General features: G+C 47.0%; 13 protein-coding genes, 1 other RNA gene and 1 other annotated feature. Of the genes, 12 read left to right on the top strand and 2 right to left on the bottom strand.

The features are described from left to right. The first annotated feature begins 82 nt into the window (after nucleotides 1-82). The 4 genes from AC4EG4_RS07835 to dtd all read left to right on the top strand — a co-directional run bounded on the left by AC4EG4_RS07835 (nucleotide 83) and on the right by dtd (nucleotide 4,907). Nucleotides 83-1,639: a glycosyl hydrolase family 28-related protein gene (locus AC4EG4_RS07835; protein WP_490978706.1), complete on the top strand. Its 1,557-nt coding sequence runs from the start codon at nucleotides 83-85 to the stop codon at nucleotides 1,637-1,639. Nucleotides 1,640-1,659: 20 nt separating this feature from the next. Then, nucleotides 1,660-2,184 (top strand): type 1 glutamine amidotransferase domain-containing protein, encoded by a 525-nt coding sequence (locus tag AC4EG4_RS07830; RefSeq protein WP_490978705.1) that lies wholly within the window; start codon nucleotides 1,660-1,662, stop codon nucleotides 2,182-2,184. 80 nt (nucleotides 2,185-2,264) lie between these two features. Then, entirely contained in the window at nucleotides 2,265-4,457 is a 2,193-nt protein-coding gene (locus tag AC4EG4_RS07825; protein ID WP_490978704.1) for a RelA/SpoT family protein, read from the top strand. 9 nt (nucleotides 4,458-4,466) lie between these two features. Then, the gene (dtd, locus tag AC4EG4_RS07820) at nucleotides 4,467-4,907 is read left to right on the top strand and encodes a D-aminoacyl-tRNA deacylase (RefSeq protein WP_490978703.1); all 441 of its coding nucleotides are present in this window, start codon (nucleotides 4,467-4,469) and stop codon (nucleotides 4,905-4,907) included. Nucleotides 4,908-5,087: 180 nt separating this feature from the next. Here the strand turns inward: dtd and AC4EG4_RS07815 are convergent, their stop codons facing one another. Beyond that, on the bottom strand, nucleotides 5,088-6,683 hold the full coding sequence (locus AC4EG4_RS07815; RefSeq protein ID WP_490978702.1) for an N-acetylmuramoyl-L-alanine amidase family protein: 1,596 nt from the start codon (nucleotides 6,681-6,683) through the stop codon (nucleotides 5,088-5,090). Between the two features lie 112 nt (nucleotides 6,684-6,795). Next, nucleotides 6,796-7,034: a binding site (T-box leader), on the top strand. 55 nt (nucleotides 7,035-7,089) lie between these two features. On the opposite strand from AC4EG4_RS07815, the gene hisS reads away from it, so the two are divergent. From hisS to AC4EG4_RS07795, 4 genes are all read left to right on the top strand, one after another. Next, on the top strand, nucleotides 7,090-8,370 hold the full coding sequence (gene hisS / locus AC4EG4_RS07810) for a histidine--tRNA ligase (protein ID WP_490978958.1): 1,281 nt from the start codon (nucleotides 7,090-7,092) through the stop codon (nucleotides 8,368-8,370). A 2-nt stretch (nucleotides 8,371-8,372) separates the two neighbouring features. Next, the gene (aspS, locus tag AC4EG4_RS07805) at nucleotides 8,373-10,157 is read left to right on the top strand and encodes an aspartate--tRNA ligase (protein ID WP_490978701.1); all 1,785 of its coding nucleotides are present in this window, start codon (nucleotides 8,373-8,375) and stop codon (nucleotides 10,155-10,157) included. 44 nt (nucleotides 10,158-10,201) lie between these two features. Continuing rightward, a non-coding RNA gene (ssrS, locus tag AC4EG4_RS07800) (6S RNA) lies at nucleotides 10,202-10,384 on the top strand. Nucleotides 10,385-10,485: 101 nt separating this feature from the next. Next, nucleotides 10,486-11,250, top strand: coding sequence for a tRNA threonylcarbamoyladenosine dehydratase (locus AC4EG4_RS07795; RefSeq protein WP_490978700.1), 765 nt, complete (start codon nucleotides 10,486-10,488; stop codon nucleotides 11,248-11,250). A 96-nt stretch (nucleotides 11,251-11,346) separates the two neighbouring features. Here AC4EG4_RS07795 and AC4EG4_RS07790 read toward each other — a convergent pair whose 3' ends face one another. Next, entirely contained in the window at nucleotides 11,347-12,639 is a 1,293-nt protein-coding gene (locus AC4EG4_RS07790; protein WP_490978699.1) for a replication-associated recombination protein A, read from the bottom strand. 280 nt (nucleotides 12,640-12,919) lie between these two features. On the opposite strand from AC4EG4_RS07790, the gene cymR reads away from it, so the two are divergent. Genes cymR through AC4EG4_RS07770 form a run of 4 tightly spaced genes read left to right on the top strand, consistent with a single transcriptional unit; the run spans nucleotide 12,920 to nucleotide 16,292 of the window. Further along, nucleotides 12,920-13,336, top strand: a complete 417-nt coding sequence (cymR, locus tag AC4EG4_RS07785; protein ID WP_490978698.1) for a cysteine metabolism transcriptional regulator CymR — start codon at nucleotides 12,920-12,922, stop codon at nucleotides 13,334-13,336. A 15-nt stretch (nucleotides 13,337-13,351) separates the two neighbouring features. Continuing rightward, on the top strand, nucleotides 13,352-14,485 hold the full coding sequence (locus AC4EG4_RS07780) for a cysteine desulfurase family protein (protein WP_490987452.1): 1,134 nt from the start codon (nucleotides 13,352-13,354) through the stop codon (nucleotides 14,483-14,485). A gap of 14 nt (nucleotides 14,486-14,499) precedes the next feature. Next, nucleotides 14,500-15,618: a tRNA 2-thiouridine(34) synthase MnmA gene (gene mnmA / locus AC4EG4_RS07775; RefSeq protein ID WP_490978696.1), complete on the top strand. Its 1,119-nt coding sequence runs from the start codon at nucleotides 14,500-14,502 to the stop codon at nucleotides 15,616-15,618. A 14-nt stretch (nucleotides 15,619-15,632) separates the two neighbouring features. Then, nucleotides 15,633-16,292 (top strand): tetratricopeptide repeat protein, encoded by a 660-nt coding sequence (locus tag AC4EG4_RS07770; protein ID WP_490978695.1) that lies wholly within the window; start codon nucleotides 15,633-15,635, stop codon nucleotides 16,290-16,292. Nucleotides 16,293-16,313 lie beyond the last annotated feature (21 nt).

Here is a 16,313-nt window from a genome sequence, read left to right as displayed (position 1 = left end):
CTCTGCCTTTACAGGTGGAGGGATTTTTTTCTATCATGAAGGGTATGGAAATAAGAGCAAGTATGGGACTGGAGGTGACTGGATGATGGAACTGATAAAAGAGCATGATCCTCGTTTGAACGCTGCATGGATTGACCAATTGCTGGACGACCGTACACCTCTGGAAAGGATCACCCGTGAGACAGAACAATTCTTTAAGGCCATCAAAAAAGATTTCGCTGTCAGCAAACACGCCAAGCAAAAAATGAATTTTAAAGAACGGCTATGGTCTTTGTTTGCAGAAGAGTTTTCACTTGAAGATGAACATGGTTTTAAAACCAATGTTTCTGGCCAACAGCTTTACCCTGAGTGGAAAGAACGGTTGGACAGTGAATACCGGAAACTGGAATCGACAATTCAGCGGCGTGTGGATGTCAGGGAATTTGGTGCTGTAGGGGACGGAGAAACCGACTGTACTGATGCTTTTAAAAAAGCCTTTGGCAAAGGAGCAGTGGAAGTGAAGGTGCCGGCGGGCATCTTTATGGTGGACGGCTTGCAGCTGCCGTCTTGGACTCGGCTGATTGGTGCCGGCAAAGGACAGACTGTTATCAAGCTGCAAGCAAAGGCACCACGAAAGGCGCGTCTTTTAACCAACAGCAATTATGTGTCCGGCAACCGCAACATTTCTGTGGAAGAGCTGACCTTGGATTGGCATATTGAACGCCTTGGCGATATTAAAAACACCAGTGCAGGAGGCAATCATTCCAGCTGCCTGACCTTTGCGCATGTCACATACGGATGGGTGAAAGACGTGGAAGCACTCAATCCGGGTCTGCATTGTTTTGACATTACAGCCCCTCTTTATAACTATTCCGGAGACGGCATGCGGGGCAAGGGGGGCAGCCGGTTTGTCTGGCTCGACGGCGTCAGCGGCTCCGGTTTTGGAGATGATGGCTTAACAACGCATCACAGCGATTATATATTTGTTTCCAATTCGCATTTCAGCGATCCGAGTGGACGGGCGCATGCACTGGGATTCTCCAATTCAAACGGTTTTGAAATAGATGACGGGTCCCGGCACGTCTGGCTGGCCAACAATTCGAGCAGCCGTTGTTTTGGAGGCATTGAAGTCAAGGCACATGCCAATTCTTCAGCTGCAACAGGCGTCCACATTTCAGGTCATTTATCAATCCACGACAACCGGTCCTTTAATTTCCGCCATATAGGCCATCACAAAAAAGACGATCCGGAATCGCGGTCGGCGTTTAATATACTGGCTCAACGGCTGGTAGCGATTGAACCGATTGAAACGCCGTTGTACGAAGGTTCCTCTCCGCGCTGTTTGGTGGTGTCGGGCTACCGAAACGTCGCCATCAACCGATTTTTATTCATCGGAAATCCGAATCACGACTACAAGCGGCAACCGGCCGCTGCCATTCAATATCGTGCAGGCTATGTATCGTTAACAAATGGTGTTATTCGTGATTTTAAGACGGCTGCAGCAGACGTTTCGATTGCCGGTGGTGAACAAAGCGCCCGCAATGTTCGGGTGCAAAATCTGGTCAGCATCGGTTCAGCTGAACAGGCGGTTGCGGTTGGAAAAGGCAGCGAGCTTGTCCATTTGGAAGAAATCAGAAAGCGCAGTTCACATCTGCTTTAACAAAAAAAGGAGGCAATATTATGAGATTGACGGGTAAAAAAGTATTGAGTTTTGTACATCATGAATTCGAGGATTTGGAACTGTGGTACCCAATTTTAAGATTGCGTGAAGAAGGGGCGGAAGTAGAACTTGCCGGAGAAGAAACCGGTGTGGATTATATTGGCAAATACGGTGTTCCGGCGACTTCTGATTTGTCCTACGGAGAAGCACTCGCGAAAGAATACGATGCCATTCTTGTTCCAGGTGGTTGGGCGCCGGACAAAATCCGCCGTTTTCCGGAAGTTTTGGACCTGGTACGCCGAATGGATCAACAGAAAAAGCCGATTGGGCAAATTTGCCACGCAGGCTGGGTGCTTGTGTCCGCCAATATTTTAAACGGACGAAAAGTCACCAGCACGCCGGGTATAAAAGACGATATGACCAATGCCGGCGCGGAATGGCTGGATGAGCCGGTAGTGGTTGATGGCCATCTTGTGTCGAGCCGCCGTCCGCCCGATCTGCCGGATTACTTGCGTGAATTTATTAAAGTGATGGAGCAGAGCTAACAAAGCTTTACATTTAACCACTTTGTTTTTTATAATAGAAAGATATACTTTTGGAAAAATTTAAAGCAAGGTGGGCAATTATGGCTAAAGATCAAGTAAGAACAGCTGAAGATGTATTTGAAATGGTTGCGTCTTATATGAATGCCGATCATGTAAAAACGATTAAGAAGGCTTACCAGGTAGCTTACGATGCTCACATGGGACAATTTCGAAAATCTGGTGAGCCGTATATCGTACATCCGGTGCAGGTGGCTGGGATTCTTGCAGAATTGCAAATGGATCCAGCTACCGTAGCAGCGGGCTTTTTGCATGACGTCGTGGAAGATACAGAAGTCAGCCGTGAAGACATTGTCCGTGATTTCGATGAAGAAGTGGCAATGCTCGTCGACGGTGTGACCAAACTAAGCAAGATCAAGTACTTGTCCAAAGAAGAGCAGCAGGCGGAAAACCACCGCAAAATGTTTGTGGCGATGGCACAGGACATCCGTGTCATTTTGATCAAATTGGCGGACCGTCTGCACAATCTGCGGACCTTAAAATACCAGACCGTTGAAAAACAGCGCATCAAAGCCAATGAAACGCTGGAAATCTTTGCCCCGATTGCGCACCGGCTTGGCATCAATACCATCAAATGGGAACTGGAAGATACGGCGTTGCGCTACTTGAACCCGCAGCAGTATTACCGAATCGTCAATTTGATGAAAAAGAAACGGACCGAACGGGAAGACTATTTAAATAATGTGATAAGTGAGATCCGCACACAGCTCGACGAAGTCGACATTCAGGCGGATCTTTTCGGCCGCCCAAAACATATTTACAGCATATACCGGAAAATGGCGATTCAAAACAAGCAATTTAACGAAATCTATGACCTATTGGCAGTCCGGATCACAGTCGACAGCATAAAGGATTGCTATGCTGTGCTTGGCATTATTCATTCCACATGGAAGCCGATGCCTGGCCGCTTTAAAGACTATATCGCCATGCCGAAACAAAATCTGTACCAGTCGCTCCATACAACCGTGATTGGTCCGCAAGGCGATCCGCTTGAAGTGCAGATCCGAACCGAAGAAATGCACCGCATCGCCGAATACGGGGTGGCGGCGCATTGGGCATACAAAGAAGGCAAAACCATCGACAAGCCGAAAAGCTCGGTTGATTCACGTTTGTCCTGGTTCCGTGAAATTTTGGATTTCCAAAACGAATCGGACAATGCAGAAGAATTCATGGAATCCTTAAAATACGATTTGTTTTCCGATATGGTTTACGTCTTTTCACCAAAAGGCGACGTGATTGAAATGCCGGCTGGCTCTTGCCCAATCGATTTTGCGTACCGTGTCCACTCGGAAATCGGCAATAAAACCATCGGAGCCAAAATCAACGGCAAAATGGCCCCGCTCGATACCGAACTGCATACCGGAGATATTGTGGAAATCTTGACCTCCAAGCAGTCATTTGGTCCAAGCCGCGACTGGCTGAAGATTGCCAAGTCAACGCAGACCAAAAACAAAATCAAGCAATTCTTTAAAAAGCAATTGCGTGAAGACAATGTGCAAAAAGGCCGGGACATGATCGAAAAAGAAATCAAGGCACAAGAATTCCCGATCAAAGAAGTGCTGACAAATGAAAACATCAAGCGCGTCTGCGAAAAATTCAATTTTGCAGGGGAAGACGACATGTATGCAGCAGTCGGATTTACCGGCATTACCGCACAGCAAGTCGTCAACCGCCTGGCTGAAAAAATGCGCAAAAAGCGTGAGCAGGAAGAAGCGCTTGAAAAAATTACCGTTGAAATGAAATCCAATACACCGAAAAAGCAAACCGACTCAGGCGTCATTGTCCGGGGCATCGACAACATGATGATCCGCTTGTCAAAATGCTGCAACCCGGTTCCGGGCGACGACATTATTGGGTTTATTACCAAAGGGCGCGGCGTTTCAGTTCACCGGACAGATTGCCCGAACATCCACTCTGAGGCAAATGATCGGCTGATCTCGGTGGAATGGGAAAATGCAGGATCGCCGGACAACAAAGCATATCAAATTGACATCGAAGTGCAGGCGTATGACCGAACAGGGTTGATCAACGAAGTCATGCACATGGTCAGTGAAACGAAAACAACCATTACTGCCGTGAGCGGCCGTGCAGATAAAGACAAGATTGCGACGATCAACCTGTCCATCATGATTCCGCATATCTCACATCTGAACCGTGTGGTCGAACGAATCAAATCGATTCCGGACGTCTATTCGGTCTTGCGTGTGACGAATTAAGGAGGCAGCATGAGAGTAGTTTTGCAACGATCTAAAAAGGCTTCTGTGACAGTCGACGGCGACATTACCGGCGCAATCAGCTCCGGCTATGTCTTGCTTGTTGGCATCACTCATGAAGATACAGAAAGGGATGCTGATTACTTGGCTGGCAAAATTGCGCAGCTTCGCCTGTTTGAAGACGAAGAAGGCAAGATGAACCGATCCATTCTCGATAACGGCGGCGAGATCTTATCGATTTCTCAGTTCACACTTTATGGCGATGTTAAAAAAGGGCGCCGGCCAAGTTTTATTTCAGCGGCCCGTCCGGAAACGGCTGAACCGCTTTGGTTGGCCTTTAACGATGCGCTGCGCAGTCAAGGGCTGGTTGTTGAAACTGGCATCTTTGGCGCAATGATGGACGTGCAGCTGGTCAACGATGGCCCAGTGACGATCCTGGTGGAGTCAAAATAGGAACTTGTTGAGAAGTACAGGGAATTTCTTGTACTTCTTTTTCTGTCCGATTTTTTTGGCTATGCTCGTTCGCACCCGGATATGCACGCTTAGTTGAAAATATGCTCGCTCACAGGAAAATATGCACGAAAAGCAAAAAAAGATGCAAAAAAGCACGGAGAAAAAAATTCTCCGTGCTTTTTATTCGCCTAGTTGTGCATCAAAATATTCGATAATGCCGCTGTAAAGGCCAAGTGCAGCTTGTTCGCGGAATTGATTGCTGGTCAAGACGCGTTCTTCGTTGAAGTTGCTCAGGAAGCCGAGTTCAACGAGAACTGCCGGCTGGCGGTTTTCACGCAGCACCAAATAATTGCCGTGCTGGACGCCGCGGTCATGCAAGGTCAGTTTGTCACCGAGTCCTGTATTAAGGTATTCAGCCAGTTCTTTTTGGTAGTCGTGCTGGTAATAGGATGTGAATCCAGAAACGCTGCTGTCTTCAGTGGCGTCGTAATGGATGCTGATAAAAGCATCCGCTCCAGCTTGATGGCTTTCTGCAACGCGCTTGCGAAGATCAACGTACGTGTCGGATTGTCTAGTCATGACTACTTCTGCTCCTGCCGCACTCAAATGCTGTGACAAGATTTCAGATGTTTTGAGCGTCAGTTCTTTTTCTTCAGTTTTGCGCACGCCGACTGTTCCGCCGTCATTGCCGCCGTGACCCGGATCAAGGACAATGGTCAGGCCGTTTAAAGTGCCTTTTCTGCGGTCAGTTACTGCGGTTTCTTCTCCTTCAGTAGAAGATTCATCTGAAGAAATGACCCATTCTGCCACAAAAGCGGATTGGCCATCCGGCAATTGAACCTGATACCACTCACCTTGCTTGCCTGTTACAGTCAATTTATCACCGGCATTTGCACGGCTGGCTACTTCAGAGCCGGTCGATGCAGCCGTTCGAAGATTGGTGCCATCGGTCAAGATGGTTACCGATTCAGTAGAGTCATTTTCAACGGTCGCTGCAGTTTGGTCGGATAACTGGCCGTGAAATGCATATGCCCATCCATTTTTGCCTTCTGCCAGTTCAATTTCTACCCAATTTCCCTGCATTGAAACGACAGGGAAGACTTGGCCTTTATTTACCGTTTGCTGGATATCAGAACTGAGGTCGGGTTGTGAGCGCACATTCAATGCACTGACAGCAATTTCAAAAGAAGAGACTTTGGAAATAGCGTCTTTTTGTTGTACAGGTTCGGTGTCATTGTCAGACTGTTCGGTTTCAGCTGTTGATTCAGATTCGGCGGCCGCTTCTGATTCAGCTAAGCTTATGTATTGTTTGGAAACAAACCCACGCGTGTTGCGGAAGCTGATTTCAATCCAATCACCGGTCGTGCTGAGGACTTCCGCTTCTTCACCAGCATTCATTTTCGTCAACACAGCGGCTGATAAATCAGCTTGTGCACGAACATTCAAGCCATTCACTGAAGACACGGCTGTTTGTCCAGCAGCAGTTTGTTCCTCACCAGCCGCTGTTGTTAGCCAAGAAGCGATCCAGCCTTCTTCGTCATCTGTGCGAACTTCCAACCAATCGCCCTCTTTGGAAATAACAGAAGCAGTTTCTCCTTGTTCCAAGTCCCCAATGAGGCTATACGACAACCCTGGGCCGGACCGGACATTCACGGTCGTCCCGGAAATTTCGATGGTGCCGGTATCAGCGAGTGCGTGATCTTTATCAAGCAGCGGCAAAGTGCCCGCTATAAGTAAAAAAAATAAAATAATTGCGATGGATCCTTTGTGTTTCATGCCATTCCCCCTCATACATGTTCTCTTCCATAGTATCAAAAAAAAGACAGCTTGTGTCAAAAAGGTTGACAAGCTATGTGGGAGTTATTAAGATTGGTTTATTATCTTTATATATTTGCTGACGACGAAGAAAGTAATTGCATGATTTGGCTGAAAAGAGAGGGGAAGTCTCAGGCTGTAAACTTTCCTGCAGACACCTGCGATGAATAACACTTTTGAGGCTTTTTTCTGAAAAGCGCTTGCCGCTTATTAGGAAAAGACGGAACCGGCCGTTACCCGGAATGAGAGGGTGCATTTTCTGCATCAACTAGGGTGGAACCGCGGAAGCTTATACAAGCTCTCGTCCCTTGCGTAAAGCAAGGGGCGGGAGCTTTTTTGTATGGAAAAATAGAGGAGTGAAGAGATGATGAACATTCAAGCACCACGCGGTACGTACGATGTGCTGCCCGAGCAATCTGCCAAATGGCAGGAGATTGAACAAAAAATTAATGAGTTGTGCAGGCTCTACCAATACAAGGAAATCCGCACGCCCATTTTCGAACACACGGAATTATTCCAACGCGGCGTCGGCGATACAACCGATATCGTTCAAAAGGAAATGTATACATTTCAAGACCGCGGTGACCGTTCGCTGACATTGCGGCCGGAAGGCACAGCTTCTGTTGTCCGTTCATACGTCGAAAACAAATTGTTCGGCATGCCGGACCAGCCTGTAAAATTATTTTACACTGGCCCAATGTTCCGCTATGAACGTCCGCAGGCTGGCCGAATGCGCCAATTTGTGCAATTCGGAGTTGAAGCAATTGGTTCCAAAGATCCGGCCATCGACGCAGAAGTGATTTCGTTGGCGATGGACTTGTACCGCTCAGTTGGCCTTAAGCAGTTGCGCTTGGTCATTAACTCACTTGGTGACACGGAAAGCCGCATTGCGCACAAAGAAGCATTGATCAAGCACTTTGAGCCAAGCATCAATGAGTTCTGTGCAGACTGCCAGACGCGTCTGGAGAAAAATCCGTTGCGCATCCTGGATTGCAAAGTGGACCGAAACCACCCCTTGATGGCGACTGCGCCCTCACTTGCCGATTACTTGAACGAGGAATCACAAGCTTATTTTGATGAAGTGCAATCTTATCTTGCAAGCATGGACATCGATTTTGTCGTCGATCCGAATTTGGTGCGCGGCCTGGATTATTACAACCACACCGCATTTGAAATCATGAGCGACGCAGAAGGCTTTGGCGCCATCACAACCTTAGCTGGTGGTGGACGTTACAATGGCCTGGTTGAAGATCTTGGCGGTCCAGAATCTCCAGGAATTGGCTTTGCAATGAGCATCGAGCGGCTACTTTTGGCATTAGAGATGGAAAAAGTGGAAATAGGCCAGTCGCAAAACTTGGAAGTGTATGTAGTAGCAATGGATGAAACGACGAAGAAAAAAGCATTTTCAGTCGTGCGCGACTTGCGCATGAATGGCATTTCGGCAGATATGGATTTTGCCGGCCGTAAAGTAAAAGCACAGATGAAATCTGCAGACCGCAAAGGTGCCGCATTCGTCATCGTGATCGGCGAAACGGAACTGGAAAGCGGAAAAGTAGCATTAAAAGAAATGGCGACGGGTGAACAACAGGAAATGGCATTCGAAGAAATCGCTGGAACAATACTGAAAAAGAAATCACTGGAGGAATAATTATGTCAAGAACGCATTATTGTGGAGAAGTCAACGAAACAGCTACTGGACAGCGTGTTACATTAAAAGGCTGGGTACAAAAGCGCCGGGATTTGGGCGGTTTGATTTTTGTTGATGTCCGTGACCGTTCGGGAATCGTCCAAGTGGTTTTCAACCCGGAAATTTCAAAAGAAGCAGCAGCAATCGGCGAATCGCTGCGCAACGAATTCGTGGTCCATATTGACGGACTGGTTGTAGAACGGGCAGAAGGCCAAATCAATACGTCAATGAAAACCGGTAAAATTGAAGTGCAAGTGGATCATGCGGCCATCATCAACGCGGCTAAAAATCCGCCGTTCGCCATCGAAGACAATACCGATGTCAACGAAGACTTGCGCTTGAAATACCGTTACTTGGATCTGCGCCGTCCTGCGATGTATGAAACATTCAAAATGCGTTCAGACGTCACCAAATCAATCCGCCGCTTTTTGGATGAAGAGGGTTTTATCGAAGTGGAAACACCGATTTTAACCAAATCAACTCCAGAAGGCGCACGCGACTATTTGGTGCCAAGCCGTGTCCACGATGGTGAATTTTATGCCTTGCCGCAATCGCCGCAGTTGTTTAAGCAAATGCTGATGGTTTCCGGCTTTGATAAGTATTACCAAATTGCCCGTTGCTTCCGTGACGAAGATTTGCGCGCAGACCGCCAGCCGGAATTCACGCAAATCGACATGGAAATGAGTTTCCAGACAATGGAAGACATTATTGGGATGAACGAGCGCTTGATGGTGCAAATGATGAAAGATGTTAAAAACATCGACATCGAACCTACATTCCAGCGCATGAGCTACACAGAAGCAATGGACCGCTTTGGTTCAGATAAACCGGATGTCCGCTTTGGTTTGGAACTTGTGGATGTATCGGAGCTTGTTAAAGATTCTTCTTTTAAAGTATTTACGGGTGCTATTGAAAACGGCGGCCAAGTCAAACTCATCAACCTTAAAGGGCAAGCCGCCAACTATTCACGGAAAGACATTGATGCATTGGGCGCGTTTGCGGCCGTTTACGGAGCAAAAGGCCTGGCTTGGCTGAAAGTTGAAGAAGAAGGCGTCAAAGGACCAATCGCTAAATTCTTTGAAGGTGAAGCAGCAACTGCTTTGACGGAACGTGCACAAGCGGAAGCAGGAGATTTGCTGCTGTTTGTGGCAGATAAGAAGACGGTTGTGGCTGATGCACTTGGGGCACTTCGTTTGAAGTTCGGCAAAGAACTCGACTTGATCGACAACTCGGTTTATAAATTCCTATGGATTACAGACTGGCCGCTGCTTGAATACGATGACAAGGAAGGCCGCTACTATGCAGCCCATCATCCGTTTACGATGCCGTTTGAAGAAGACTTGGATAAATTGGCAACAGAACCGCAAAACGTCCGAGCGCAGGCCTATGATCTTGTGTTGAATGGCTATGAGCTGGGTGGGGGGTCTTCCCGTATTTATCGCCGTGATATTCAGGAGCAAATGTTCGAAGTACTGGGCTTCAGCAAAGAAGAAGCTAACGAGCAGTTTGGTTTCTTGATGGAAGCTTTTGAATACGGCACGCCTCCACACGGCGGCATTGCATTTGGTCTTGACCGCTTAGTAATGCTGCTCGCAGGCCGCACCAACTTGCGCGACACCATCGCATTTCCGAAAACAGCCAGCGCCAGCGACTTGTTGACAGATGCACCAAGCCCAGTTTCTGAAACACAACTTGAAGAATTAAGCCTATCCCTGAACATTCAGAATAATAAAAAAGTATCAGAGTAAAAAGCTTGTTTAAATAAAATAGGTATGCTAACATACTGGTATAGAGAATCCTGATGTGTACGTTTTAAGCAATTCGATTTTGACCCAACATTATGTCGTCGGGAGATCACATTTTACCATGGCTAACATGCCTTAACGGGAAGTTATAAGTGGTAAAGAGATCACCCACCTGCTTTCAGCGGGTTCAAACGATGCGCACCAACAAAGACGGCACGATTGGGATTCCTAATAAAAAATCATTTTTATCCCTTCGACAATTTATTGTCGAAGGGATTTTTAATGTGTATACTTTCTATTATGCGTACTAACTTTGAAAGGCAGTGGCTTAATGTTACATCAATTTTCTAGAAATGAACTGGCAGTAGGAAAAGAAGGAATCGATTTATTGAAGAACGCAACGGTCGCGATTTTAGGTATTGGCGGCGTAGGTTCATTCGCAGCAGAGGCTTGTGCGCGAAGTGGCGTTGGAACGATCATCCTTGTGGATAAGGACAATGTGGACATCACCAATATCAATCGGCAGCTGGTGGCCAATTTGTCGACCGTAGGAAAATCCAAAGCGGGCGTCATGAAAGACCGTATTGCCGATATTAATACAGAGTGCAAAGTGATTTCTTTGCATATGTTTTATACAGAAGAAACGTATGAAGAATTTTTCAGCTACAATCCGGACTATGTGATTGATGCATCGGATACAATGATTTATAAAGTCCATTTGATGGAAGAATGCTACAAACGCGGCATTAAAATTATTGCTAGCATGGGTGCGGCCAATAAAACCGATCCAACTCGCTTTAAAATTGCGGATATCTCCAAGACTCATACTGATCCACTTGCAAAAATTATCCGAAAAAAATTGCGCCAGGCTGGAATCTATAAAGGCATTCCTGTTGTCTTTTCAGACGAAAGCCCAATTATTGTCCGCGAAGATGTAGTGGAAAACGTCGGCAAGCCTGATGCACCGATCCGAAAAGCACAGATGCCGCCGTCGTCGAATGCATTTGCACCTTCGACTGTAGGATTGATTGCTGCCAGCTGGGTCGTCAACGACATCACCAAATCCATTCCAATCACACGTGTTCGTATGAATTAAACAAAAGAGCCGGTTCAGCGATGAGCCGGTTTTTTCTATATTGGAGTTTAAAGACATACAAAAAGCCATTTCCGGAAGGGGAAATGGCTGACTCAATTATATTTTTTTGTTTTTTCGGAAACTCTTCAGCTTTTCGTATATTCCTGCGAACTTTTTTTCTTCACCAGCAACAATGGGTTTGTAAAACTCGGCCGATTTTACTTCTTTCGGCAAATAATCCTGGTCGGCCCAACCGCCGAACGATCCAACCGGCGTGTCGTGCGGGTATTTGTAGCCACCGTGGCCAAGCTCTGCGCTGCCGGCGTAATGAGTGTCCCGCAAATGCATGGGGATGTCGCCAACATTGCCCTTGTTGATGGCGGCAGTCGCAGCATCAATAGCTTTGTAAGCTGAATTGGATTTTTCGGACAGACACATTTCTGCAACAGCCTGTGCAAGCGGAATGCGTGCTTCCGGCAGTCCGAGCCGGTCAGCTGCTTGGCAAGCTGCCAGAACGTGTCCGCCAACTGCCGGGTTTGCAAGGCCAATGTCTTCATAAGCCATCACCAGTAGGCGGCGTGTGACTGCCGTCAGGTCACCGTTTTCTAGTAAATGTGCCAAGTAATACATGGCGGCGTTAACATCGCTGCCACGCACTGATTTTTGCAGCGCAGACAGCAAGTTGAAGAAATGAGATCCTTTTTTGTCGCCAAAAACACCGACACGCTTAATCATCTGCTCGATCATTTGGTCCTCAACGATGTATGTGCCGTCGCGTTCGTCCGAAGCGATGACAATCGATTCCAGCATTGTCAACGCCTTGCGCGCATCTCCGTTAGTGCCTTCTGCAATGCGCTCAACCTGCTTCTCGGAAATGTCAATTTCTTCGTTTCCAAGACCGCGCTTCGGATCCGTTAACGCTGCATTTAAAAGTTGGACGATGTCTTCGTGCGCCAACCGTTTGAGCTGTTTGATTTCGCCGCAGCGTGAGCGGATGGCTGGATTAACGTCATGGAATGGATTTTCCGTTGTCGCACCAATGAGGACGATTGAGCCGCTTTCAACATGCGGCAACAAAGCATCCTGCTGCAGTTTATTGAAACGGTGGATTTCGTCCAGAAACAATAGGACTTTTCCAGTCATTCGGGATTCCGTTACAACTTCTTCGACATCTTTTTTGCCGGAAGTCGTCGCGTTCAATGCGATAAACGGCAAATTGGACGTGCCGGCAATGGCATGTGCGATGGACGTTTTGCCGATTCCAGGTTCCCCGTACAGCAGCATGGATGGCACATGGCCGTTAGTGATCATTTTATATAAAGCCGTGTGCGGCCCAATGACATCTTTTTGACCGACCACTTCGTCGATAGTTCGGGGGCGCATACGAAAAGCTAAAGGTTCGTTGTGCATAAAAAAAACTCCTTCCGTACATTCGTTCTATCAGTATAGCGTTTAGAGTTTCAAAAGTCATTGCAAGTCCATTTGCCCCAAATTATGCTATACTGTTTTGAAGAATATTGGAATATAGTTAGAGTGAATCAAGGTATTTTTTTTTTTTGCAAATCACGCCGGTCGCTTTGGGCATAGCTTCCGCATGAAGCGTCAACTGGAGTGATTTTTTCGTTTAGTATCTTAATCAATTTAAACAGAAAAATTTTTAGTTCAATTTATTAAACTTAGAGGTGTAATGATGAAAATATCAACTAAAGGCCGTTACGGGCTGACCATTATGATTGAATTAGGCAAGCAATACGGAGAAGGCCCGGTGCCGCTTCGCAAAATCGCTGCAGAAAATGAATTGTCAGAAGCCTATTTGGAGCAGCTGGTGGGGCCACTCCGCAATTCAGGGCTTGTTAAAAGTGTCCGCGGGGCATATGGCGGCTATATGTTGACGCGTCATCCAAGAGAAATTTCTGCAGGAGACGTGATTCGTGTCCTGGAAGGTCCGATTCAGCCTGTGGAAGGCATCGAAGACGAAAAGCAGCCCCAGCGTGAGCTATGGGTGCGCATTCGTGACGCGGTAAAAAATGTTCTTGACACAACCACCATTGAAGATTTAGCGAAAGCCAACAACGGCGAAACCGAAAGTTATATGTATTATATATAAGGGAGTTAACTGATCATGAAACAAATATATTTAGACCATGCAGCAACCTCACCGATGCATCCGGAAGTCGTATCGACATTTTCTGAAGCTCTTGGCACAGTCTATGGCAACCCGTCGAGCATTCACGGAACGGGCAGAGCAGCACGCAAAGCGTTGGACGATGCACGCAAATTATTGGCAGCGAGCATCCGCGCTGATGACAATGAACTCATTTTTACAAGCGGCGGGACAGAAGCAGATAATTTAGCGATCTTTGGTACAGCTACGAAAAAAACAGGCAAGCATATCATTACAACAGTGATTGAACACCATGCAGTTTTGCATGCTTGCGCGAAACTGGAACGTGAAGGATATGATGTCACTTACTTGCCAGTCGGCGAAAATGGCCGAGTGCAAGCAGAAGACGTGAAAAATGCGCTGCGGGACGATACAATTCTAGTGTCCGTCATGTTGGGCAATAATGAGGTTGGCACTTTACAACCCATCGCTGAAATTGGCGAGTTGCTAAAAGGGACAGATGTAACCTTCCACACCGATGCGGTTCAAGCGTACGGTGTTTTGCCGATTGATGTGGACCATTTGAATGTCGACTTGTTGTCGGTTTCTGCCCATAAACTGAATGGCCCGAAAGGTGTCGGGTTTTTGTATCAGCGCAAAGGAACGGCTTTGACGCCCCTTTTGTATGGAGGGGAACAGGAACGCAAGCGCCGTGCCGGAACAGAAAATGTGCCCGCTATAACTGCATTTGCCAAAGCTGTGGAAATTTCACTTTCGACAATGGAAGACAAAGCATCGGCTTTTGAGCAATACAAAACAATTTTTAAATCTGCCTTGGATCAACAAGGTGTTGTCTATAAGGAAAACGGCAGTGACCAAATGCCGCATATTTTAAACCTCAGCATCCCAGGCATTGAAATTGAGTCGTTTCTGGTCAATTTGGATTTGTCAGGAATTTCAGCTTCCAGCGGATCAGCCTGCACAGCGGGGTCCATTGATCCTTCGCATGTGCTCGTTGCGATGTACGGGGAACAGGCTGCTGAAATCCGCAACTCCATTCGATTTAGCTTCGGCATTGGATTGACTTCTGAGGATATTGAACAAGCTGCCGCAAAGACAGCTCAAATCAGCCAGCGTTTGGCGTTAAAATGAAAAGGTGAGAGATAATGACTGCAAAAGCACCACAAGATATTCGCGTTGTCGTCGGCATGTCCGGAGGGGTCGACTCTTCGGTTGCCGCTTATTTATTGAAAGAACAAGGCTATGATGTCATTGGCATCTTTATGAAGAACTGGGATGACACCGATGAAAACGGCGTCTGCACGGCGACGGAAGATTACGAAGATGTTATCCGCGTCTGCAACCAAATTGGCATTCCGTATTACGCCGTAAACTTCGAAAAGCAATACTGGGACAAGGTTTTTACGTATTTCCTGGAAGAATACAAAGCGGGACGCACGCCAAACCCGGATGTCATGTGCAACAAAGAAATCAAGTTCAAGGCGTTTCTTGAGCATGCGTTGAGCCTTGGCGCGGATTATTTAGCGACTGGCCACTATGCACAAGTGGAGCACGCGGAAAACGGCGAAACCAAAATGCTGCGCGGCAAAGACAACAACAAAGATCAAACCTATTTCTTAAACCAATTGGATCAGAACCAATTGTCTAAAGTGATGTTCCCAATCGGCCATATGGAAAAGAAAAAAGTTCGTGAAATCGCGTTGGAAGCTGGACTTGCGACTGCGACGAAAAAAGATTCAACAGGCATTTGTTTTATTGGCGAACGTAATTTCAAAGAATTTTTGGGACAATACTTGCCGGCACAGCCTGGCGGAATGGAAACTTTGGAAGGCGTCAAAATGGGTACGCACGACGGCCTTATGTATTACACCATTGGGCAGCGCCAAGGTCTTGGCATTGGCGGCGCCGGCGATCCGTGGTTTGTCATCGGCAAAGATTTGAAAAAAAATGTCTTGTACGTTGGGCAAAATATCCATCACGATGCTCTTTTCTCAGATAGTCTGACTGCGGTAAACTTAAGCTTCACGTCAAATACAGCACCAACCGGCATTTTGGAATGCACTGCGAAATTCCGCTACCGCCAACAGGATGTCGGCGTGAGCGTGGAATTTAAAGGTGAAGAAGCCATTGTGACATTTGCAGAATCGGTTCGTGCCATCACACCTGGCCAGGCAGTCGTTTTTTATGACGGTGAAGAATGCTTGGGCGGCGGAACCATCGACCGCGTCTTTAAAAATGGCGCGCGTTTGGAATATGTAGGTTAATGGGAGAGACAGCGATGAATTACAATGAAATTGGCATACAGGCCTTACAAGAAGGCAATACGGAAGAAGCGATCAAAGCTTTCTCACAAGCAATCGAGGAACAGCCGGATGATGCGCTTGGCTACATCAATTTTGGGCATGTATTGACTTCAATCGATGAAATTGAGCGCGCCGAGCGCTTTTTCCAAAAAGCGATTGTGCTGGACGAAACATCAGCGACGGCGTATTACGGCTTAGCGAATCTATATTTCAACGCCGAGCGCTACGCAGAAGCATTGAAACTGTATGAAAAAGCATTGCAGTATGAATTGGAAGGCGCCGATGCACATTTCATGATCGGCAAATGCTTTGAAAAGCTGGAACAGCCGAAATTGGCGCTGCCTTATTTGCAGCGGGCAGTGGAACTCGATGAAACCGATGTACAGTCTCGCTTGAGCTATGGCATTACCTTGGCATCAATGGAATTGTTTGAGCTGGCAGAACCACAATTTCTGCAAGTGCTGGAGCAGGATCCGAACCATTCGGACGCCCATTATAATTTGGGTGTTCTTTATGCCGTGTCTACAAATCGCACAGAAGATGCGATGCATCACTTGAAACAAGCGTATACGCTTGATGAACGAAACGAAATGGCACGCTACGCTTATGATATGATTGCAACAACACTGGAATAGCCACGTGAAAGGGAGACGACA

This window comes from Planococcus sp. TJ-201 (genome assembly GCF_058268495.1).
Note: the sequence above shows the minus strand (reverse complement) of the source record. Positions and strands in the feature narration are given on the sequence as shown.